The sequence below is a fragment of the Paenibacillus sp. FSL H3-0457 genome, assembly GCF_037981725.1.
GTDB lineage: Bacteria > Bacillota > Bacilli > Paenibacillales > Paenibacillaceae > Paenibacillus > Paenibacillus amylolyticus.
Genome location: NZ_CP150283.1, coordinates 1,752,396 through 1,774,245, shown reverse-complemented (window position 1 = coordinate 1,774,245; position 21,850 = coordinate 1,752,396). Strand labels below are relative to the sequence as shown.

Here is a 21,850-nt window from a genome sequence, read left to right as displayed (position 1 = left end):
ATAATTCCTTACCTGTTCAAAGTATACCACCGAGGGATGAAACTGCGAAAATCATCGTGATCTTCACGGACACGCTCGATCTTGGCCATCATCTCAAGCGTCTCTTCAGGCTTCACCTGCTGAATCCACACTACAGAAGACACCAGCGCCATAGCCGTATACAGTGAATACAATCTCCAGAATAACTCATCCGGTTCATTGCCATCGAAATAGCCTTGAATTTGACCTATGGAATATGGAATACTGATCTCCGAAGCAAACAAACCCAGCTTCAAAAATTCATGAATGGGATCACCTTGATCATAACGATTAAAATCAATCACTCCTGCGAGTTTATCCTGCTTAACGACGAGATTGCTCGGGTGAAAGTCATCATGCTGAAATCCATCTGGACGATTTTTCATCCAACCAAGATGGTCTGCAATAAACGTTAGAATAACATGATCCTCTTTCATCACGATAGGGCACTGTTTATAGCGCTCCACGTAACGTTGATGCTTGGTGCTCTTGCGTATGTACCATGATTCGATCTGTCCCTCCATCGGCAACTGGTGAATCAGCTGTAGCTGCGCTCCTGCTTCCAAACCAACCGCCCACTGCTGCTGTTCATTCAGCTGAGGCAGTCTCTCGGAAGCATCTTCGCCTTCAATGTAGCTAAGAATCATATATCCGTTCTTCTCATCCAATCTACCTGTGCCCAACGTTGCTGGACACAGTACACCTAATTGTTGCATGCTTTGCAAATATTGATATTCCCTTTGCTTCATCCATTCCTCAGCAATATCATACACCCTCACCAGCACATGGCCTTGACCAGGGACAAACATTTTGAATTTAGTATCTGCTGAATAACCCTTCATAACAGGTTCAATCCGCGTGGCCTGACCAAGTTCAGGAATCTGTTTTAACCTGTCAATCAACGTATTGTCCATCGATGCATTCCATGTATCGTGTTGTTCCACGTCCCGAATCCTCCGTTATTTCACGTATGGCGTGTAGTATCGTCGGTCTATTCCCACTTTAACCCATGATATTTCCTATAACATGCTTATATGTATTCTATCCGTTTCTATTTAAAAAGTACTGATTCGGGTTCTTTGCCCGTCAGGGTCAGCATCGTATACAATTGTCCCCTGTGATGATACACATGTCCCATAATCTCAAGCAGCCACTCCAGCCGACTATAGGAAGCTCCCCAGTACGAATCCGTCACATGTAATAACTCTTCCGTGTTAAACTGCCTGTACCGTTGGTATAGATACATCTGGTTATCAATCAGAGCCTGCTTGATCTCACCGAGCGAATGCACCTGATTCTCTGCATAGAATTGAGCCATCTCTTCCTCCGATGCACCTTCGGAAATATAAACATCCGCTCGGCAGATCACAGACAGATGGGCTAGTAATTCTCCAACAGGTCGTTTACCTTCAATTGGAGTCAAAGCCAAGTCTTCTTCCGACAATTGATCACATATATCAATCAACGATGTTACGGCCACGTCAATATGTTTGAACGCAGATTGAATCAACAGTCACACTTCCTTTTTATCCCATTATACAGAACATATGATCGGTTATCAACCAAGATATCCCTCCTTAATATATACCCCAAATCTATCAATCTACGAACAAAAAAAGTCCTTCCTCCTTCATATAGACGGGATTCAGGACATTTTGTTGCCTATTTGTTTTCAAATCTTTGCTCAACTTGAGTATAACGAACAATACGTTTGCTCGAATCGTCCAGCCTCCAAGTCAGACTTGCGAATGAAAAATTGCAGTTCCCCGCAATCCCACCATTGGAAACCAATAGCATCATGTGTATCTATCTTCAACAGCAGTAGCGTATCGGATAGTTCCTGCCGTGTCCGATCCTCATCACCGCCGTAATGCTTGGTCAGCTTCTTCTCACATTCCTGCTCATTATAATCGTACTCTTCTCCCAGTGCGATCTGTAACAAGGCACGATGCTCGGCATCCGGATGCTGCCCGTCAGGATATCCAAACATACCGCCCCAATTCAGCGTACTTGGATGATTCCAACTCGACTCGAATTCAAGGTAACGGTCATACAGACTTACTTCCGATTCGGTCTCATCGGTCTCAAGCCGAAGCGGCGAGAGCTCATTCAGCGCGTTGGCGTCAATGTATGCATATGTAGGAAACTCAAGATTAGGCAGCACGGTCACCGAATGTGCAACAAACGGGGCTCCATCCAGCGCGGTATCACCTTCAGGCTCTCGCCTTATGAGGTTATGAGAACTTGGCTCAAAAATCACACGATGTTCAATGGGACAAGCAGATTCATCCTTGCCAACGAAAAAGTATAACATTCCACGTTCAGGCAAAGTCCCGCGCCCATCATTCGGCGTATACGGCGACAAATCCACCAGGTTCAGTTGGGCCAGGAAAGTCATTGGAACTCCTTCTTGTGTTACGGGCCATCCCATGCGACTTGGCAAATCCGGATGTCCACCCACACGTGAGTTTCCTGTTCTGCGATATTCGTCCAGTGTGGATACATCGAGGCGAATTCCCCAGCGGCTTGAGGACAACAGCAGATCGGCAGCAACTCCCAAACCATATTCCTCAAGTGTTTTACGGGCTTTTCTGCTCAGACGTTCACATTGTTCTGGCTTAATCATATAGATCCTCCCCTTTTGACAATACACCTATGCTGAGACATATTCAGGTTCACACCTGTATATTCTTCTGCCCGGACGTCTTTCCCTGCTTCTGTATAAATTGAACTTAAGAATATTTTACACTTACCACTCCGATGACAGAACAACCTTCCGATCGCTGTTATCCCCAGAATTTTTTAGATTCACCTTTGCAAAGGTAAAAATCCGGGGATAAAGGCGAACTCTTCGCTTCTTCAGGTTCTTCCTGTCCTCTACGTTCTCGTGTAAATATGTAGTTCAATTTATATAGAAAAAAGAGACTGACACTCCTTGTCAGTCTACTTCTTTATCCTATATTCCATTTAACGATTTGGATCAGAAGACTTTTCCTGGTAAGCACGCATATGCTCCTCACCGTCCAGGAATTCATGGGCCTGATGGGCTGCCATCACACCATGATAACTGATATCCAGACCTAGATCTTCCTCTTCTTCTGTCGAACGTACAGGCACAATTTTTCCAATCAACTTTAACCCGATCCAAGTCATGGCGAATCCCCAGATGACCAGGGCTGTAAGGCCAAGTGCCTGAACACCCAGCAACCTCCAGCCGCCGCCCATAAATAATCCACCATCCGTGGCAAAAAGACCTACAGCAATCGTGCCCCACATTCCTGATGCGGCATGCACCGGGAAAGCACCAACTGGATCATCAATCTGCTGACGGTCCAGCCAGTTAGTGGCAGCCATCATCAATAAGCCGGATACTGCCCCAATGAATATCGCTGCTACATCGCCAACAAAAGCACAGCCTGCCGTAATACCGACCAGTCCCGCAAGCGAACCGTTAATGACCGAGGGTGCATCTGAACGATTGAAGCGGAATAACGTATACAGTAGCGTAACCGCACCACCCGAAGCCGCAGATAACATCGTGACAATCGCAATGTGACCAATTCTTACATCTGTCGCGCTGAGTGTACTACCCGCATTGAAGCCAAACCAGCCGAACCATAACAGAAATGCACCTACAGATGCCAGTGGCAGATTGCTCGGGAGTGCAATGGCACTTACGCCAAGTGGCGTGTACTTCCCTTTACGCGGGCCGATGATAATCGCAGCCGCCAATGCCGAGAATCCGCCGAGTGCATGGATGACAGCCGAACCGGCAAAGTCCTGCATCCCCAGCTGACTAAGCCAGCCGCCGCCCCATGCCCAGTGTCCACCAATCGGATAGATGATTGCCGTCATCAATATGATATACAAAAGATAAGCACGGAAGTTGATCCGCTCGGCTACCGCTCCCGAAACGATGGAAATAACGGCAATGGTAAAGGCCGCCTGGAACAACCAGAATGTCTCCAGAGATACCGGCACGTCCAGGTGAGACAAATCCCCATTCAGGAAAAATCCCGTTACTCCCGCAAAACCGCCAACGTCCGAACCATACATCAGTCCAAAACCGATGGCATAGAACAGCAACGTCCCAATCGTAATGTCAGCAAAAACCTTCATAATAATGTTCACACTATTTTTATAACGCACAAAGCCAGCCTCAAGCAGGGCGAATCCACCCTCCATCAATAAAATCATTGCTGCACTCAGTACGACCCAGACCGTATCAATCCCGGTGCTTAACGTCTCCAAAGTCATGCTTGTACATCCTCCGTTTCACTAAGCTGTCTGAGCTCACGGATTGTATCGGGCGCAAGCTCAATCTCGTCCCGCTCAATGCTGTCCGGATGCTTAATTTGTTCTGCGATCTGGTCCAGATCACGTATGCGTCTGCGAATCTGTTCCATCTTGCGAAAACGTTCCTTCACCTGCACCATATATTCCACCGCCTGATGATGGGATGCGGGGCGTCCCGCAAACCACTTGCGTACGGGCGACAACGATTGATAAGCGACCTCTTCCGCTCGACGCTTCTGTTCGAACTGTTCGATCTTTTTCTTGAGCGTTTGGATCTCATTTTCTTTTTTGACCTTCAGCCGTTCGATAAGGTACAATAAATCGGACGATGATATTTGCAATGCTGTATGGTGATACACCTCGTCGATTACTAACATATCATGTCAGGACTCCTTACATATAAAGTTACTTGTACCGATTATAGTTTGCCGGGGTCAGCCCGTCAATCTTTTTTTGGACTTGGGATGGATTTAAATGAACCGTTCATGGAGAACGGCTTTTTTTATTTGCCACGAATTACATCTAACAAAGGATAATGTTGCCCAGGTTCGCATTCACTCTTTCCATTCTCAATGCTTATAGAATAAGCATCCACATTTGGGGTAATGAACATACACAGACTACCCGCATCATAGAACCTGTATATAAGGAGAGGATTCCACAATGTTTACTCGTAATGACAATATACGCAACCAAATCTGGGAAGCAGTCTCTGGACTCGAAGAAGAACAATTGAACCGAAAACCTTCACCCCAACAATGGAGTATTATGCAAGTACTACGACATCTGAATCTGATGGAAAATGTTATTGGAAAACAAGCCCGCCTGGCCCTCGAGAAGGAACAGACGGTGTCTGTGGACAAAAAACCATATGAATTATCGTTGGACCGCAGCCGCTCCGTCGAGGCACCACCCCATCTTCAGCCTCCAGCAGCGCCTGAAGCACTCGCAGACGTCCGCAGTGATCTGGACGAATCTCACCAAGCGTTAAACAACTTTGCATTGGATCATGATCCTGACCTGCTGCGCAGCAAGTCCTTTCCTCATCCCGTATTTGGTGAGATGGATCTTACCCAATGGATTGACTTTACAAGTTATCATGAGGAACGTCATCTGGGACAGATTCAAGAGATTAAAAAGCAGCTTGGCGTGTAAGCACAACCTACACTTTCACATAGCATAGAATATAGTCGAACGACAAAAAAACCTCCAATCCTATTAATTTAGGTTGGAGGTTTTCAGTGTTCTTATGTTACGAATAAGAACGACACTTATATTTTTTTGCCCAAAATCGCCAGATCTCTATTCACACCATCCAACACGGCCACTTCGGGATAATATCCCCACTGTTCAAAACCATGCTTGCGCAATAACCCCAGACTCGGTTCGTTATGCCCGAAGACAAATCCAAGAATGGTCTTAATTCCAAGTGCAGGACATGCTGCAAATACCGTTTCGAGCAAACGTCCACCAGCCCCAATTCCGCGGCATTGCTGATCCACGTATACACTGACTTCCACCGTTCCATTATACGCAGGACGTCCATAGAACGAGCTGAGACTCGCCCAAGCTACCACCTGTCCTGCCTGCTTCATCACCCAAAGCGGACGATGTTCCGGTGTATGTTCCTCGAACCAAGGCAAACGTTGCTCCACCGTCACTGGCTCCAAATCCGCTGTTGCCATACGGCCCTCAATAGTAGAATTATAAATCTCCACAATCCTCGGCAAGTCCTCCAGGCGCGCATATTCAATCTGCACATCTTCCAGTTTCATCGCTATTCCTCCATCATTCCAGATCAAACCTCTAATTATAGAAGATATTATAACGGAGAAGAGAAGTCTTCGTCATCCCTAACATTGTGACAGAGAATTACTCATTAATACCGCGGGCGATACGCCACCATCATTACTCTGGCAGTCCCTGTATTGTGTTACCACGAGTGAACTGCTGACTCTGGTCTGCCCAACGAATGTTAATTGAGCGAGATGTGAACAGATCCGGGCCATTCGATACCTGGAAATGCAGATGAGCTTCACTGGAATTTCCCGAATTACCAAGCTCACCGATAGGGTCTCCCTGCTTGAGCTTATCTCCTTTTTTGACCGAAACACTGCCTTCCTTGATGTGTCCTGTGATGCTGTATTCACTGTTGCCATGGTCGATCACCACATAGTTACCGGCCGGTTCTTCCGGATTCATGACACCCGGCACATTGTCCGGTATATCGTTCTTGATCTCGACGACAGTACCATCGGCAGCTGCATAAAGTGGTTCACCAAAAGCATAGTAGTTTTCGTTTGCCGTTGCATCACCTTGATAACTGGATTGTTCTTTGGTCCGAACGATATCCAGCGCATACCGCTGGGTTTCATGCTCATAATGATAGTTCGACAACACATCATTGCCTCCCCAGAATACATACCATTCTCCCTTCATCGGCAATTTAAATTCGGTTTTGGTGAATTTAGCATCCGTGTCCTCATGAGCTTGCAGCGGTTGGATCGAGAGACCTTTAATTTGATTTTCTTCGGAAAAATAGGCTCGAATTCCTTTCGTCCCAGTCTGATCCTTCCAGGCCACCTCAGATATTTGATTCATTTTGGCGTCTACCACTTGCTCCCATGATTCAACACCCTCCAAAAAAGGATCGGCCGTCGTTTTGAACTGTTCAAGCGTTAACGTCCCCTTCAATTCCGGAGAGAATTGATTATAGATTGCATCCTTTGAACCGTTCATCAGCGTATCTATGAAATTGTCCGGTGTAACCACTGCGCTCACCTCTGAACTTGAGTTCTGCTCCTGATTGGAGTTCTCGCTCGCTTCATTATTGGACGCCTGTTCTGCTGACTGCTGCTCTGCCTGGTCGGAAGTAATGGAGTTACTGTTGCCGCAAGCAGACAGTATTACGCAAGCTCCAAGGGTAATCGCAAGCACCTTCCAGCCCTTTCTATTCTGTAATTTTGAATGTGTTTGTTGTTCTGATTTCAGATGACCTTCTCTGTTCATTCTCAACATCCCTTCAGTTAATCGTTATACTTTCCAGTTAAGTGTACAGAATGAGTCTTATCCTTCGTCTAACCCCATCTTACATGTAGTTAAACTTGCAACGCCCTCTAACGCTGTATAATTAAGATTCCGTTAAGATAGCTCATACGTTATACAGCCTTCTTGGATGGTATGATTAGCAATACACACAACGGAAGGATCAGGAGGTCAATTTTAAACTATGGATAACGTCTCATTACTGCTTGTGGATGATGAACAGGCTATTCTGCATATGCTCAAAACCGTTCTGCTCAAAGAGCAGTTTCTCGATATTGATACCGTTACAACAGGCGAAGCTGCCATGGAGGCATGCAACAACAAGACGTATCATTGCATCGTGCTCGACATCATGCTTCCTGGCAAAAGCGGACTGGAAATCTGTCCTTTTCTACGGCAGGTCACCGATGCGCCTATCCTGTTTCTAACGGCCAAAACAACCGATTATGACAAATTAACCGGATTCGCCGTTGGTGGCGACGATTATGTCGCCAAACCCTTTAATCCGCTGGAAGTCGTTGCTCGAATTAAATCATTACTGAAGCGTTATTTACCATCTAAAACCGCAGCGATCTCGAATCACGTCCCATCTAACGTAAATACGTCATCTCCCAGCACATCGGAAGGCGTGTACGACTTTGGACGGTTTCAAGTGCTGGAGTGGGCTGGTGAACTTCGTGTTGAAGGTGAGTCCGTATCTTGTCCGGCACTTGTGTTCCAACTGTTACTCTTTTTCTGCAAACATCCCAATCGAATCTTCACCAAATCAGATCTATATGAGCGAGTATGGGGCTCTGAAGCCATTAGTGATGACAATACCGTGATGGTTCATATTCACCGCATTCGGGAGCGCATTGAAGCCGATCCTTCCAATCCGGTGTTTCTCGTCAACGTCCGGGGTCTGGGTTACAAATTGATTCAGCCGGAACATGTGTCACGATCATGAGTATTCGGCGCAGGTTAATGACCCGGTTTATCGGGATGCTTGCCGGTGCAGTCGTTCTTATCATCCTGCTTGGTTCTGTAGCGACTTACTGGGTCGTGCAAAAGGTAAATGAAGTGAATCTGGTAGATGATTTTGCTCTTAACGGTCTGGAACAATTGATTAGTACAGCAGAGATCCTGCCGGATAATACCATCCGGTATGACCCTGAATTGCTAAAGCAAGTGGATAAAAATCAAGGCTGGCTCCAAGTTCTTGACGAACAAGGCAACGCCATTGATGAATATCACACACCCGCCGATGTTCCTTCTCACTATAAACCGGGGGAACTGATTGCATACTGGGAAAGCCAGAAGCCGTTCCCTTATCAGATCGCCATGCTCATCCGGGAGAAAAACGGGAAGAACTTCACCTTGTTATATGGCGAGAGTAATCCGGCCAAGTCCTTAATGAATAACATTCGTTCAGACCTTGCTTTCACCAACGGGAAGCTTGACCTTCGGCCCGACCAACAGGAGGCCCTCCATGCCGCCAATGCTTATCTTCAAGTATTGGACGCATCAGGAAGCGAGCTCTCCTCCTATAATAAACCAGCCATGGGCGTACCAAGCGAATACACCATTCAGGAACTGGTTCTGCAAATTCGCTATCCGAGTCGATCAGGTATGTCTGTTGCAACGTGGTACGACGAACAGAATGAAACCACCTGGCTGATTAGCATACCTGGTGATCCATTGGCGACCGGAACTCAAAACCCCTACAGTTTTATTCTGGAACCGGCATTGGTTGTATTGATCGTGTCTATCATCATGCTGCTCATTTTGCTTGCCTTCTGGTATGCCAACCGATTTGGCTCACCCATGCTGCATATGCTCCAATGGTTACAACGTCTGGAGCGAGGACATTACGAGGAACCTGCCGGAGCCTCTGGAGTGCCTCGCAGTCAGCGTCGTAACGGAAAATGGAAACGAAAATACAACGTGTATGCTGAAGTGCTTCGCTCCATGCAGGCCCTGTCTCACACTTTGAAGCAAGATGAAGAACTTCGGAAACAGACCGATTCTCTGCGGGAGGAGTGGATTGCTGGCATAACACATGACCTGAAGACACCCCTCTCCTCCATTCAGGGATATGCTCATATGCTTGAGGCGGATAAGTATAGTTGGACCGCGGAGGAAGTCAGGGAATTCGCAGGCATAATGCTCGATAAGTCCATGTATATGGACAGGCTTGTCAACGACCTTGCCATGACCTATCGATTACGCAGTGGAGGATATCAACCTGTGGTGGAAGAGACTGACGTAAATACGTTGCTCCGTGATCTGATCCAGCGCGCTGAACGGAATCCCGCATATGGAGAAGGTCGCATCCTATTCCAACCTTCCGAAGTGCCTGTGTATGGACTTGTCCATATTCCGTCGTTTGAACGAATTGTGGATAATCTGACTGCCAATGCCCTTCTTCATAATCCGGCCGAGTCCATCCTGGTTGTCAGCGTGCATTCTGGTAAGCAGGCAGATGAATTCAGCATTCAGTTTGCCGATAATGGAAGAGGCATGGACTCCGAGATGGTATGGAAGTTATTTGAACGATACTATCGCGGTACAGATACAGGTACATCGGACGTTGGATCAGGGCTGGGCATGGCGGTAACCAAAGGTTTGATCGAAGCCATGAATGGTCGTATTGAGGTGCAGTCCACCCCTGGTGAAGGAACGATCATTCGCTTAATATGGGATGGGCCGTCCGAAACCAATTAAAATGTTCCGCTTGACCTTTCCATTTTCAGTCTATATAATCGACACTCAATAACACCTGTTCCAATATATTAATATTGAATGCAACACATTTCAGAATAATTTGAATGAGTTGATCTAACATATTTGGCGATGACCAGAGACATGATTTCGTTTGCGTGCTGCCCAGAGAGAGAGGGGATTGGTGAAACCTTCTTCAGCGAACGGACCGGAATTACCCCTCTGCAGCCGTGACCTCGAACCTCAGCATTTCGAACTTCCCTCGGATGTTTGCTTGCTGCCAGTAGAGTTCACCGCCTGATCCCCGATAACGGATTCCAATGAGGGTTATGATGTTTTCTGTTCCGGCGGCTGGCCGAGAACAGGGTGCACCATAACCAAAATTAGGGTGGAACCACGAGCCAAGCGCACTCGTCCCTTTTCCGGGACGGGTGTTTTTTGCGCTTTCATTTTAAGAAATGGAGAGTGGTTCACATGAGCAAACAAGAAAACAGTAACTCAGTAAGCAACAAATCAGGTAACGAAATAAACAACCAAGCAAATGATCTTCAACCATCCAGTCATTCCATTGAGGTCCATCTGCAAGGTGGCGCGATACGTTCTTACGAAGCAGGCATCACTGTAGGTGCGGTTGCCTCATCTATCAGCACAAGTCTTGGGAAACAGGCTATCGGCGGTATTGTAGATGGTCAAAATGTCGATCTCGATTGGGTGCTCCAGCAAGATTGCGAACTTGTTATCGTTACTTTAGAAAGTGCGGAAGGTCTGTATCGTTATCGTCACAGCGCAGCACATGTGCTCGCACAGGCACTCAAACGCATCTACGGTGCAGAACAAGTGAAACTGGGTATCGGCCCAGTCATTGAAGATGGATTCTATTACGATGTTGATCTGGAGCATGCCTTGTCCATCAGTGATCTGGCTGCCATTGAACGGGAAATGAACAAAATTATTCAGGAAAATGAAAAGATCAGTCGGCGGGTCGTTAGCCGGGAAGAAGCCCTCCGTATCTTCGGAGAAATCCAGGACCCTTACAAGCTTGAACTCATTCAGGATTTGCCAGAGGACGCCGAGCTTTCGATCTATGATCAAGGAGAGTTCTTCGATCTGTGTCGTGGTCCCCATCTTCCATCTACTGGTCGGATCAAAGCGTTCAAGCTGTTGAATGTAGCTGGTGCGTACTGGCGGGGGAACTCGGATAATAAGATGTTGCAACGCATCTACGGCACTGCTTTCCCGAACAAAGCCCAACTGGATGAACATCTGCACATGCTCGAAGAAGCAAAGAAACGGGATCATCGTAAACTTGGCAAAGAACTTGAACTGTTCATGTTCTCCGAAGAAGCGCCCGGCATGCCCTTCTATCTGCCCAAAGGTATGACTGTTCGCACTGAACTGGAGCAATTCTCGCGTGAGCTGCAATTACAGGAAGGTTATCAGGAAGTTCGGACTCCTCTCATGATGAACAACCGACTGTGGGAGCAATCCGGCCATTGGGAGCATTACAAGGACAACATGTATTTCTCGGAAGTGGACGATGCCACTTTTGCACTGAAACCGATGAACTGCCCTGGGCATATGCTGATCTTCAAAAACACACTTCATTCCTATCGCGAATTACCCATTCGCATGATGGAATTTGGTCAGGTTCACCGTCATGAATTCTCAGGTGCCCTGAACGGCATGATGCGTGTGCGGACATTCTGCCAGGATGATGCCCATCTCTACGTCATGCCAGAGCAGATCGAGGACGAGATCAATCAGGCAATCTCACTGATTGGACGTATGTACGATATCTTTGGATTCGAATATAAGATTGAATTGTCCACTCGTCCAGAAGACTCCATGGGATCGGAAGAACTGTGGGATCAGGCGGAACGTGCATTGCAAAATGTACTAGATCGCCGGGGCGTGGAGTATCGCATTAACGAAGGGGACGGTGCCTTTTATGGACCGAAAATTGACTTTCATATCCTCGATGCGCTGAAGCGTAGCTGGCAGTGCGGAACAATCCAGCTTGATTTTCAAATGCCGGAGAAGTTCGACCTCACTTACATTGGCGAAGATAGTCTGAAACACCGTCCTGTCGTGATCCATCGTGCCATCTACGGTTCCATCGATCGTTTCATCGGCATCCTGACTGAACACTATGCAGGAGCATTTCCACTCTGGCTCGCACCTGTGCAAGTGAAGCTGTTGCCTGTATCAGATCATTACGAAGACTATGCACTCCAAGTACAGAGCCAACTCCGTGCTGCGGGCATTCGGGTAGAAACAGATCTTCGTAGCGAGAAGCTCGGGTACAAAATCCGTGAATCCCAGATGGAAAAAGTGCCTTATTCGCTCGTGCTTGGTGAGAATGAGAAAAATGCCTCATCCGCCTCTGTCCGTGCATACGGTCAGGGAGATCAAGGCATCCAACGTATTGAAGCTGTTATTGAAATGATCCAACAAGCTGTGAAGGCAAAAGTATAAAATATGTAACGACTCTATTCATGAGTCACTCATCAGCTTGTGCTGAATTACAACTTCTCGTCATCTCTTAGCCCCACCTGTTCTTCGCTCCACGTCCAGAAACGCTCAGCTGAAGCATCGTCAACGGCATGTGCCTTCAGCTGCTGCTCTTTCTGTTGATAGAAGTAACGACCGGTGATGCCGACGACTTCAGGGCTTGTGGCCAGATAAACAGCCGTTCGCGCCCCTTCTTCAGAGGACAGAAAGAATGGAAGTTTACCTGCAAATGCCATAATGCGTGTGCCAAATCCGGTATTGCGATCTACGCCAATACTCGTTCCCACCGCACCAGGGTGTAGACAGTTCACTGTGACAAACGTACCTGACAGTTTGCTAGCCAGTGCACGAGTGAACAGCACGTTCGCCAGTTTGGATTGAGCATAACTTTTGATCGGATTATAACCTTTGTGCAGATGTGGATCTTCGAAGTGGATTTTGCCGGCCTTGTAGGCACCTGACGAAACGTTCACAACCCGTCCCTGCTTCGCAGCTTTCAGAGGTTCTATCAAAAGTAAGGTCAGCAGGAAATGTCCCAGATGGTTAATACCGATACTTTGTTCGAACCCGTCTGAGGTTTCCTTCCGCTTAACCATCACTACCCCCGCATTATTAACCAGAACATCAAGGTGATCATGACGCTCGCGGAATGTGCCGGCAAACTGGCGTATACTTTCGAGTGAACCCAGGTCACACAGCATCAATTCAATCGCAGAAGAACCGGACTGACGCACAGCTTCCTGAAGAGCCTCCTGTCCGCGCTTCTCACTGCGGCATGCCATGATTACCCGATATCCTTGTCTTGCAAGTTCAATGGTGGTTGCCAACCCCATACCTGAGTTAGCTCCTGTTACAATTGCTGTCTGATTGGACATGAGGTACTTCCCTTCTGAACCTGAGGTTCCGAAATTAGAGGCGCAACGACGGACAATATGAGATAATGATAGGATCACATCTCGGTTTCCATGGGAGGACAAGTATGCTGACCAAAGAAGATTTTAAAAAAGTTAAAAAACAAGCCAAACTTGAAATCGCACTACTCGAACAGGAATATCAGGAAATCTTGCAGAACGTTGATTCTACGCTGTATGAAAAATACGGTATTTTGGACAAAGAAGAAACACGTGAGCTCACCCGAAAACGCAAAAACCGAAGATATGCTTCACTGGTCATCGAACTATGCGCCATTATTGAACAAATGTTACATCAACTGTACAGAGACGTATATCAGAAAAAGTTTAATTCGACTCAGCTGATGAAAACTCCTGCCTACCGTGCACGCTCCAATATGGAGATTATTCAGTCCGAACTGAGTAAAGAGTTCATTGCTCTGGAATCCGAAAAAGAACACTTTGCTGACGCCCTTAGCCTGGTGTTTCAGACGAGAAACAAACTTGTTCATGATAATTTCTCATTTGTCACCATCGTTAAGGACGGCAGTAATGAAGAAGAAACGTTCGAAGCACTGCTCCATACCGTTAAAAAATATAGAAAACACTTAAAATATAATCGCCCTGAATAACAACAATCATCGCTAAAAAATATAAGGAGGTGTACCGGACTACGGTCCGGATAACCATGAGCCATCCAACAACTTCAATTACTGTGCTAAATCTTCAGATTCCCACACCTTCCGGGAACAGCCCCATATTCCCCGTCATGCTTCGTGATGTAGATGGCGTTACCTTGGTGGATACCGGCATGATTGGACAATTTGCAGAACTTCAATCCGCATTGGAACAAGAGGGCGTACAGCTCTCGGACGTCAAACGTGTGATTATTACTCATCAGGACATCGATCATATCGGTAACTTGGGTGCTCTGCTGGATGCCATCCCTGATCTGGAAATCTGGGCACATGCCGATGAGATTCCATATCTAACCGGTGAGAAGCCTTTGATCAAATTCACGCCTGAACGTCGTGCTCTGCTGCCCGCGCCCGTTTTGGCACTGGCAGACCAACTGCTCTTGCAGCTGCCTGAAGTGAACATTAGCAGAACTCTGGCGGACGGAGACTTGTTACCCCTTCAAGGTGGTACACAAGTCATTCATACACCGGGACATACGCCAGGTCATATCTGCCTGTATTTCGGGGAGCAACAGTTCCTGCTCGCTGCCGATGAACTTCGTGTGGTCGATGATGAACTGGTTGGCCCTGCACCACAAGCGACACCGGACATGCCTGAAGCGCTGCGAAGCCTGAAGAAACTGACCGACCTTAAGCTCAATAAGGTTCTCTGTTATCACGGTGGAGTATACATGAATGATCCGGCTCAGCGTATTGCCACACTTGCGGAGAGCGCAGAGTAGTAAAGAACGCGGAGCTGTGAGTTTTTTGGAACGATAACGCATCCTATTAACGCTGTTTCTCTTCGTGCGGCATTGTGCGTTGTAGCTCATTCAAGATTAGGATGACACATACATTACAATCAAGGAGCTGTCCCATAAGTCATGAATTTGACGGGGACAGCTCCTTTAATTAATTAACCACGCACTTCTACTATTCTACTGCACTGGTGTTGACCGTATGGTAGCTCCTATTGTGCACGCTATTCATACAGTATGCACGCAGTATCTTATGTTGAACTACGACATGTGCACAGTATCTTTCCCCTGCCCGTTTGGCAAAACAATTCACCGGAAAATCCGTAACGTAAGTGTCTACTTATTGACTGAGGTCCATCTCTAACGAATTGGGCACAGTCTAAACGTTATAGTTGTTTTGTAACGAATCTCAGACACTCTATACGCAGTATTTTGAGTATCAAGATTTTCTAACGAACTCCAGACACCTTAGTTACTCATTTCATTGATTTTTCCGCAGGTTTCGAGTGAATTTTGGCATTATAACGTGGCTGAGGTTCTTTAAATCCTACGATCGTCACCAAACCTCTATTTAAGGTGCGTCAGGTTCGTTAGAAAAATTTTATTTAGAGCGATTCAGATTCAGGACATTTCAGGGCTTTGGCTCAAGATAAGCGGCAACCGTTCGTTTTAAACTTACTCCATCCACTACCTTACGGGGAGACGAGTTCGGTTCGACGTTGTCCTACAACACTGATTTTCTCTCCCCTGACCCCGACTCAGCTCTCCGGAGTTAGTACAATCAGCTTGTCATCTCCATCACGCGGCGATCCTCGTCCATCCCGATTGTTCGTAAGCACATACAACTTCCCGTCCTCACCAGCACTCACATTGCGAATCCGGCCCCATTCATCTTCGAAGATGGGTTCCACCTTCTCCACCTGTGTACCATCTTCCGAAAGAGTAACCTTCAGCAGCTGCTCTCCACGCAGATTTGCAGCAATCAGTGATCCAGCCCAAGGTCCTTCTTCTACAAAAGCTACACCAGACGGCGCCCATGTATCGTTCCCACTATGTGCAAGCGGAGCCTGATATGCGCCATTGTCATCGTCGTCTCCTTCTACCTCGGGCCAGCCATAATTCTCCCCGGCCACAATCCGGTTGATCTCATCATGATTCCGCTGACCATGCTCGGTAGAATAGAGGTAACCGTTGTCCGGATTCCATGCCAGTCCCTGTGCGTTACGGTGTCCCAGACTATACACAGGCGAATTCGGCCATGGGTTGTCTGCTGGGATCGATCCGTCGAGACCTATCCGCAATATTTTACCTCCAAGGCTATCTTTGTTCTGTGACAGTTCAGGTTCATAACGCTCACCTGTCGTGATATAGAGCAACTTGTCCGGGCCAATTTTGATCCGCCCACCGTTATGATTTGTTCCGCCTGGAATGTTACCAAGCAACTCTTGATCTATGACCGCTTTGCCATCATTCACCTTGAGACGTAACACTCGATTGGCAATGTCGTCGCCTTCCAAATAGGAGTGGTACGTATACAGATAACCGTTCTCCTCGAAGTCCGGATCAGCCGCAAGACCCAACAGACCTCCTTCACCTTCTTCATTAAACGGGGCTGAGAATTCAATCAGTGGTTCAGGGGCTAGTTTTCCATCCTCAATGACCCGAATCGCACCAGGGCGTTCCGTTACAAACATCCGACCATCAGGCACACTCACAATCTCCCATGGTGCATTCAATCCTTCAACCAGAACAGATGCCTGATACGGAATAACAGTCTCTCCCTGCGCTCCACTCTCATTTCCACTTGCACCGGTATTGCCTCCGTTGGCCGTCTGTCCCTGACCTGTTCCCTGTCCCTGAGACGTCTGCTCTGTTCCTCCCGTAGAAGGTTCGCCTGAAGAACATGACGCGGTTAACAGTGCCACACTTAATAATGAAGCATACAGCGGAACGGTTACTCGATTATTCATGATTACATCTCCCTTCGTATTTCGTTCTTCTGTATAAAATAAATAAATCAAGCTTCAACGTATTATTAATGGATTGCTCTCTATTGTTGTGGTGTTATTATTCATCTGTTAAGCGGTTTCGCCCTGTATTACCCTTCATACCAGCCGCTTAAACCGAGAATTCAAGGTATTCCGAGGATATGAAATCACCGCAGTTTGGAATTCCATCATAATCTTTTATAATAGAAGGATAGTATGAATGGAAAGGTGGACAACTACACTTATGAATCAAAACCCTTTATCTCGTCTTGAAGCCGATCTGTCCGGGCAAGGATTGGACGCCATGCTGATCACAGATCCAAAACATATCTACTATTTAACTGGATTTGCGAGCAATCCGCATGAACGCTTCCTCGGTCTGGTTCTCGCACGTGGCGAAGAGCCCCTGTTGATTGTACCTGCGCTTGATGCTGAAGCTGCCGCAGCCGCTTCCTCGGTATCCAACATTGCCACTCACACGGATACGGATAATCCGTACGCTTTGTTCGATCGTTATCAGGGGCGCTTGGGCCGGGTTGGTCTCGAGAAAGAATACGTGACGGTTGCACGTTATGAACAACTAACCGCCGCGCTAGGTGCTGCCAGCTTTGAAGATGTTGGCCCCCTGCTTCGCACATTACGTGTGAAAAAAACACCGGATGAGGTAGCCCGCATTCGCCACGCCATATATCTGATTGAAGAAACATTGCGTCAAGGACTCTCTCATGTTCGCACAGGCGTAACCGAGATCGAACTTGTCGCAGAGATGGAGTATCAGATGAAAAAGCTGGGTGCCGACGGCCCTTCCTTTGATACCATGGTGCTCACGGGACCCAAAACAGGTCTGCCACACGGTACACCCGGTGAACGGAAACTGCAACATGGTGACCTGTTGATGTTTGATATGGGTGTGTATGCTGGAGGATATGCCTCGGATATCACACGTACATTCGCCTTTGGTGACATCTCACCTGAACTCAAAACCATCTATAACACTGTACTCGCAGCGAACGAAGCTGCTATCCAAATCGTGAAACCAGGCATCACCTGCGCCGAAGTGGATCGTGCAGCACGCCAGGTCACGGAAGAAGCGGGATACGGCGAGCGCTTTATGCATAGAGTAGGCCATGGATTGGGTATCGACGTACATGAGTATCCTTCTCTCCATGGAGAGAATATGGACATCCTGAATGAAGGTACCGTATTCACGATTGAACCGGGCATCTATACCGCTGCAGGCGGCGTCCGTATCGAAGATGATGTAATTGTGACCGAGACGGGTATCGAAGTTCTGACGACATATCCAAAAGAACTGCAAATCCTTAGCGACTAATTCAATTGGATCTATGTCAAAAATAGCCCAGATACATCAATGCTTAGCCGATATTATGCATCATGAACTAAACTGCACGAAACTGCGCTGAACTGTTCTTCAAAATAATATACTCTTTTCGCGTACGCCTCAGGCCTGTATACAGAAAAAGTAGCAAGTACACACGCGAACGCAAAAATCCCGCAAATCCATGAATATCATGGGTTGCGGGATTTTAATTAATACAAAGCATATCCTAAATTACTCCGTCTGCATTCTACGTAATTTTATTCCTGCTCACTCATTTACCATTAGTCAAACTCATGCGTAATATCCTGCCAAGACTCCAGCTGTGGCAGCTGTTGCTTCCCCCAGTAATCCAGAAACCATTGAATAATCCCAGTCGTATCTGTTGTTCTGCAGCTGTAATGTCGGAAACCGCCCTCGCCTTCCTGCAAACGAATCTCCGCCACCATTTGCCCCGGTTCCTCAAGCGCAGCAGCCTGCATATACATACTTCCCTCCACCAGCTCGGAAGGTACAAGTACTACGAATTCCTGCAATTCCAGATTGGAGATCAACTCCACCAATAACGAGGCATTAATGCTATCATTCTCGTAGGTTGTGCCATTGCTTTCCAGTTTATAACGCAGTGTAGAGTACATGTGCGATTCCCCTTTGTATGAAATGATCATTCCTATTGATACACGCTCATAACGACAGGTCGTTTATATTATAACTTTTTCATAAAAATGTAAAAAGGATTTTTCTTGTTTCGGGTCTTTTCTATGAAAAAAAACCTTGCAGAGTCCGAATTACAATTGACCGCGCAGAGGTTTTTTTTAAGTGATATTCTTTGAATATTGTCTAAGCTTCATCCTTAAACTTAAAGCTACGTGCAGCATACAGAAATGGCGTTCCGACCGCAGTTAATACAAATTTGATAACATACGTAGTCAGGAAGATTTCCAGCCAAACATCCCAAGGGTAGATGAACGCAAACGCGATCGTGCAGAACACCAGTGTATCCACAAATGAACTGATGATGGAACTACCGTTGGTGCGAATCCACAACTGGTTGCGCCCTGGAGCCACCTTGCGCAGCCAGGAGTACAATCGAACATCCAGGAACTGACTTATGAAGTATGCCGTCAGACTTCCGAGTGCCAAACGTGGCAGCAGACCAAACAATGTTTTCATCGAATCCTGTGCAAAGTCCGTTGGTGCCGGGTCAAAGTACAACACCATCTGCATCAGAACCGTTGTCATGATGAGCGTGAAGAATCCAAACCATACGGCTTTGCGTGCCTCACCTGGTCCATATTTTTCATTAAGAAGGTCACTGGTCAGGTACATGCTGACATACATCGTGTTGCCTAACGTCAGTACAATTCCCATGATATCTATCGTTTTGGTCACCTGAATGTTGGCTATAACCGTAGCCACACCAATCCAGGCATAGAGACCTTTTTTACCGAACAAGCGGTAACACAACAGGAAAAATCCATAAGTTACGAGAACAAAAACTGCTCCCCACCCTAAGTTAAACATAAATACATACACTGCCTTCCTAGTTTTGATTACGCGGGATGGTTACGAACCGCGGTTTGGCTCAGGGCCAAAACATGAATACTCTATCACATTTCTCGTCCCATGAACAGAACTAAATAACTCCAAGTCTGCCTGAGTGACTACGACCCCTTCTATATTCCTCCGCTTCCCTCTCGACCATACTAGTTTTTCCTACCTCTATTCCCCTTGCACCGTGTATAGAAAAAGAAGACTGCTTCACCACTGTGCACAGCATAGTTTGATTGCCGCAAAAAAAACCGCCCTCCGGATTCCTCCGAAGGACGGCTTTTCTCACTTGATTTGTAGACGGCTCTAGCTATCTTAATGTGAGCTTCTATCTAATCCATTCTGTATTAAGCCTGAGCCGCAGAATCCAGCTCACGACTCTGATCGTTAAACGTGTCCCGATCGTTTTCCTTCAAAATTCTGCTCGTTACGAGTCCTGATGTCATCGACCCGTTCACGTTAAGCGCTGTACGACCCATGTCGATCAGCGGCTCCACGGAAATGAGCAGTCCAACCAGAGCCACAGGCAGATTCATGGTGGACAATACGATCAGGGAAGCGAAGGTTGCCCCGCCGCCAACGCCAGCCACACCAAACGAACTGATCATGACTACGAGGATCAAAGTCACAATGAAGTCCCAGCTCAACGGGTCGATGCCGACCGTCGGAGCAATCATCACCGCCAGCATGGCCGGATAGATCCCGGCGCAGCCGTTTTGCCCAATCGTAGCCCCAAAGCTTGCAGACAGGTTCGCAATGCCGTCCGATACGCCGAGTTTCTTCGTCTGTGTCTCCACATTCAGCGGGATCGCCGCTGCACTTGAACGGGATGTAAAGGCAAATACCAGTGTTGGCAGCACCTTCTTCAAATACGTAATCGGGTTGAACCCGGACAGCGAGATAATGATCAAGTGAATAATAAACATGATCGCCAGCGCGATATAAGATGCAATCACGAATTTGATGAGCTTTAATATCTCTTCCGCATTGGTTGTCGCCGTTACCTTTGTAATCAGTGCTAAAATCCCGTAAGGCGTAAGCCTCAGCACCAGTGTAACAATTCGCATAACCACCGCATATACCGCATTAACCATACCGCGGAACGTCTCCGCCTGCTGAGGTTTTTTGCGATCCAGTCCAAGTACAGCTACACCGATGAACGCGGAGAAGATAACCACCGCCAGTGTGGATGTACGACGTTCTCCTGTCATATCTGCAAATGGATTCGAAGGAATGAATTCCAGCACTTGCTGCGGGATTGTCTGATCCTTCACATCAACAAGCCGTTCCTCCACCTTCTGAATCTGCGCATTCTCCCGGTCTCCTCCTTGAATCTCAATGGAAGTCAGGTTAAAGCCAAGGCTCGTTACAATGCTGACACCTGCGGCAATCGCTGTGGTGATCAACAGAATGGCAATAATGGAAACACTCATCTTGCCGAGATTTTGTTTGCCCTTCAGATTCATAATGGCCGAAATGATCGACACCATGATCAATGGGATCACGACCATTTGTAACAAACGAACATATCCTGAACCGACCAGATTGAACCAATCGACTGATTTCGTAACTACATCAGAACCTGATGTGTACACCAATTGGAGAATAACCCCGTAAACAACCCCCAGTCCCAGACCCGCAAATACGCGTTTTGTAAAGGAGATATGCTTTTTCTGCATCCAGTAGAGGATACCAAGTAAGGCAAGTATAACCACTACATTCAATATGACTAGAAAAGTATCCATTTCTTTAAATCCTCCTCAGGCATGTGTGTAACCGGAGAATATCCGGTTTTCTCTTCTATCTTTTGTACTTCCGACAAAGACATTTTACAATATAACATATAACAAACTATTCTGGTAGGTATTAATTGATATTATGTAATATGCATGTAACAGATTCATCTATTTCTGAAAAAAATACACCAAATCGTGAAAATTGTTCTATTCAACCTCCGGTTAATTTTGTAATATAGGTATATCCGCTTATTCCCAAGTTTTCTCAATGTTCAATTTAGGTCTTTCTTCATTGGTAGATAGGTCTTAGGATTACGGAAAAGCGACAATGTTAATGAACT

Annotated in this window: 19 protein-coding genes; 7 read left to right on the top strand and 12 right to left on the bottom strand. The window is 46.8% G+C overall.

From position 1 onward, the window contains the following. Positions 1–8: 8 nt before the first annotated feature. The 5 genes from MHH25_RS07840 to MHH25_RS07820 form a co-directional block, all read right to left on the bottom strand. Positions 9–962: an aminoglycoside phosphotransferase family protein gene (locus MHH25_RS07840; RefSeq protein WP_340019679.1), complete on the bottom strand. Its 954-nt coding sequence runs from the start codon at positions 960–962 to the stop codon at positions 9–11. A gap of 107 nt (positions 963–1,069) precedes the next feature. Beyond that, on the bottom strand, positions 1,070–1,528 hold the full coding sequence (locus MHH25_RS07835) for a DinB family protein (protein WP_051449640.1): 459 nt from the start codon (positions 1,526–1,528) through the stop codon (positions 1,070–1,072). Positions 1,529–1,702: 174 nt separating this feature from the next. Continuing rightward, a complete protein-coding gene (locus MHH25_RS07830) occupies positions 1,703–2,644 on the bottom strand; it encodes a YwqG family protein (RefSeq protein WP_340019678.1) in 942 nt (313 codons plus the stop codon). A 341-nt stretch (positions 2,645–2,985) separates the two neighbouring features. Next, entirely contained in the window at positions 2,986–4,275 is a 1,290-nt protein-coding gene (locus MHH25_RS07825) for an ammonium transporter (protein ID WP_340019677.1), read from the bottom strand. After that, positions 4,272–4,691, bottom strand: coding sequence for a hypothetical protein (locus MHH25_RS07820; protein WP_340019676.1), 420 nt, complete (start codon positions 4,689–4,691; stop codon positions 4,272–4,274). Before MHH25_RS07820 ends, MHH25_RS07825 begins: the two co-directional genes overlap by 4 nt. 286 nt (positions 4,692–4,977) lie before the next feature. On the opposite strand from MHH25_RS07820, the gene MHH25_RS07815 reads away from it, so the two are divergent. Further along, a complete protein-coding gene (locus MHH25_RS07815; RefSeq protein ID WP_076251602.1) occupies positions 4,978–5,469 on the top strand; it encodes a DinB family protein in 492 nt (163 codons plus the stop codon). A 116-nt stretch (positions 5,470–5,585) separates the two neighbouring features. Here MHH25_RS07815 and MHH25_RS07810 read toward each other — a convergent pair whose 3' ends face one another. Together MHH25_RS07810 and MHH25_RS07805 are read right to left on the bottom strand one after the other, a co-directional pair. Beyond that, positions 5,586–6,089, bottom strand: coding sequence for a GNAT family N-acetyltransferase (locus tag MHH25_RS07810; RefSeq protein ID WP_036610704.1), 504 nt, complete (start codon positions 6,087–6,089; stop codon positions 5,586–5,588). Positions 6,090–6,222: 133 nt separating this feature from the next. Continuing rightward, positions 6,223–7,323 (bottom strand): M23 family metallopeptidase, encoded by a 1,101-nt coding sequence (locus MHH25_RS07805; RefSeq protein ID WP_340019675.1) that lies wholly within the window; start codon positions 7,321–7,323, stop codon positions 6,223–6,225. A gap of 220 nt (positions 7,324–7,543) precedes the next feature. Between MHH25_RS07805 and MHH25_RS07800 the strand changes: the two genes are divergently transcribed. The 3 genes from MHH25_RS07800 (at position 7,544) to thrS (ending at position 12,534) form a co-directional block, all read left to right on the top strand. Further along, entirely contained in the window at positions 7,544–8,305 is a 762-nt protein-coding gene (locus MHH25_RS07800; protein WP_340019674.1) for a response regulator transcription factor, read from the top strand. Beyond that, the gene (locus tag MHH25_RS07795) at positions 8,302–10,062 is read left to right on the top strand and encodes a HAMP domain-containing sensor histidine kinase (RefSeq protein ID WP_340019673.1); all 1,761 of its coding nucleotides are present in this window, start codon (positions 8,302–8,304) and stop codon (positions 10,060–10,062) included. Before MHH25_RS07800 ends, MHH25_RS07795 begins: the two co-directional genes overlap by 4 nt. 471 nt (positions 10,063–10,533) lie before the next feature. Next, positions 10,534–12,534 carry a threonine--tRNA ligase gene (gene thrS, locus MHH25_RS07790; RefSeq protein ID WP_340019672.1) on the top strand — a complete coding sequence of 667 codons (2,001 nt, stop codon included), beginning with the start codon at positions 10,534–10,536 and terminating at the stop codon, positions 12,532–12,534. Positions 12,535–12,581: 47 nt separating this feature from the next. Here the strand turns inward: thrS and MHH25_RS07785 are convergent, their stop codons facing one another. Then, positions 12,582–13,445 (bottom strand): SDR family oxidoreductase, encoded by an 864-nt coding sequence (locus tag MHH25_RS07785; protein ID WP_340019671.1) that lies wholly within the window; start codon positions 13,443–13,445, stop codon positions 12,582–12,584. A 104-nt stretch (positions 13,446–13,549) separates the two neighbouring features. On the opposite strand from MHH25_RS07785, the gene MHH25_RS07780 reads away from it, so the two are divergent. Together MHH25_RS07780 and MHH25_RS07775 are read left to right on the top strand one after the other, a co-directional pair. Beyond that, a complete protein-coding gene (locus tag MHH25_RS07780) occupies positions 13,550–14,092 on the top strand; it encodes a hypothetical protein (protein ID WP_340019669.1) in 543 nt (180 codons plus the stop codon). 56 nt (positions 14,093–14,148) lie between these two features. Beyond that, positions 14,149–14,880 (top strand): MBL fold metallo-hydrolase, encoded by a 732-nt coding sequence (locus tag MHH25_RS07775; protein WP_340019668.1) that lies wholly within the window; start codon positions 14,149–14,151, stop codon positions 14,878–14,880. 773 nt (positions 14,881–15,653) lie between these two features. On the opposite strand, the gene MHH25_RS07770 is transcribed toward MHH25_RS07775, so the two are convergent. Beyond that, a complete protein-coding gene (locus MHH25_RS07770) occupies positions 15,654–16,865 on the bottom strand; it encodes a PQQ-dependent sugar dehydrogenase (RefSeq protein WP_340019667.1) in 1,212 nt (403 codons plus the stop codon). Positions 16,866–17,127: 262 nt separating this feature from the next. On the opposite strand from MHH25_RS07770, the gene MHH25_RS07765 reads away from it, so the two are divergent. After that, complete coding sequence (locus MHH25_RS07765; protein WP_036610714.1) at positions 17,128–18,216, top strand: Xaa-Pro peptidase family protein; 1,089 nt, start codon at positions 17,128–17,130, stop codon at positions 18,214–18,216. A 290-nt stretch (positions 18,217–18,506) separates the two neighbouring features. Here MHH25_RS07765 and MHH25_RS07760 read toward each other — a convergent pair whose 3' ends face one another. From MHH25_RS07760 to MHH25_RS07750, 3 genes are all read right to left on the bottom strand, one after another. After that, complete coding sequence (locus MHH25_RS07760) at positions 18,507–18,860, bottom strand: hypothetical protein (protein ID WP_127544142.1); 354 nt, start codon at positions 18,858–18,860, stop codon at positions 18,507–18,509. A 202-nt stretch (positions 18,861–19,062) separates the two neighbouring features. Beyond that, the gene (locus MHH25_RS07755) at positions 19,063–19,746 is read right to left on the bottom strand and encodes a queuosine precursor transporter (protein ID WP_340019666.1); all 684 of its coding nucleotides are present in this window, start codon (positions 19,744–19,746) and stop codon (positions 19,063–19,065) included. A gap of 374 nt (positions 19,747–20,120) precedes the next feature. Next, on the bottom strand, positions 20,121–21,518 hold the full coding sequence (locus MHH25_RS07750; RefSeq protein WP_076251589.1) for an L-cystine transporter: 1,398 nt from the start codon (positions 21,516–21,518) through the stop codon (positions 20,121–20,123). Between the last annotated feature and the right edge of the window lie 332 nt (positions 21,519–21,850).

What these genes read in the sequence shown, in the direction of transcription:
- MHH25_RS07765 (WP_036610714.1), top strand. Translation starts at nt 17,128, where the DNA reads ATGAATCAAAACCCTTTATCTCGTCTTGAAGCCGATCTGTCCGGGCAA.
- MHH25_RS07810 (WP_036610704.1), bottom strand. Translation starts at nt 6,089, where the DNA reads ATGAAACTGGAAGATGTGCAGATTGAATATGCGCGCCTGGAGGACTTG.
- MHH25_RS07825 (WP_340019677.1), bottom strand. Translation starts at nt 4,275, where the DNA reads ATGACTTTGGAGACGTTAAGCACCGGGATTGATACGGTCTGGGTCGTA.
- MHH25_RS07760 (WP_127544142.1), bottom strand. Translation starts at nt 18,860, where the DNA reads ATGTACTCTACACTGCGTTATAAACTGGAAAGCAATGGCACAACCTAC.
- MHH25_RS07795 (WP_340019673.1), top strand. Translation starts at nt 8,302, where the DNA reads ATGAGTATTCGGCGCAGGTTAATGACCCGGTTTATCGGGATGCTTGCC.
- MHH25_RS07815 (WP_076251602.1), top strand. Translation starts at nt 4,978, where the DNA reads ATGTTTACTCGTAATGACAATATACGCAACCAAATCTGGGAAGCAGTC.
- MHH25_RS07830 (WP_340019678.1), bottom strand. Translation starts at nt 2,644, where the DNA reads ATGATTAAGCCAGAACAATGTGAACGTCTGAGCAGAAAAGCCCGTAAA.
- MHH25_RS07750 (WP_076251589.1), bottom strand. Translation starts at nt 21,518, where the DNA reads ATGGATACTTTTCTAGTCATATTGAATGTAGTGGTTATACTTGCCTTA.
- thrS (WP_340019672.1), top strand. Translation starts at nt 10,534, where the DNA reads ATGAGCAAACAAGAAAACAGTAACTCAGTAAGCAACAAATCAGGTAAC.
- MHH25_RS07780 (WP_340019669.1), top strand. Translation starts at nt 13,550, where the DNA reads ATGCTGACCAAAGAAGATTTTAAAAAAGTTAAAAAACAAGCCAAACTT.
- MHH25_RS07755 (WP_340019666.1), bottom strand. Translation starts at nt 19,746, where the DNA reads ATGTTTAACTTAGGGTGGGGAGCAGTTTTTGTTCTCGTAACTTATGGA.
- MHH25_RS07775 (WP_340019668.1), top strand. Translation starts at nt 14,149, where the DNA reads ATGAGCCATCCAACAACTTCAATTACTGTGCTAAATCTTCAGATTCCC.
- MHH25_RS07800 (WP_340019674.1), top strand. Translation starts at nt 7,544, where the DNA reads ATGGATAACGTCTCATTACTGCTTGTGGATGATGAACAGGCTATTCTG.
- MHH25_RS07770 (WP_340019667.1), bottom strand. Translation starts at nt 16,865, where the DNA reads ATGAATAATCGAGTAACCGTTCCGCTGTATGCTTCATTATTAAGTGTG.
- MHH25_RS07785 (WP_340019671.1), bottom strand. Translation starts at nt 13,445, where the DNA reads ATGTCCAATCAGACAGCAATTGTAACAGGAGCTAACTCAGGTATGGGG.
- MHH25_RS07820 (WP_340019676.1), bottom strand. Translation starts at nt 4,691, where the DNA reads ATGTTAGTAATCGACGAGGTGTATCACCATACAGCATTGCAAATATCA.
- MHH25_RS07805 (WP_340019675.1), bottom strand. Translation starts at nt 7,323, where the DNA reads ATGAACAGAGAAGGTCATCTGAAATCAGAACAACAAACACATTCAAAA.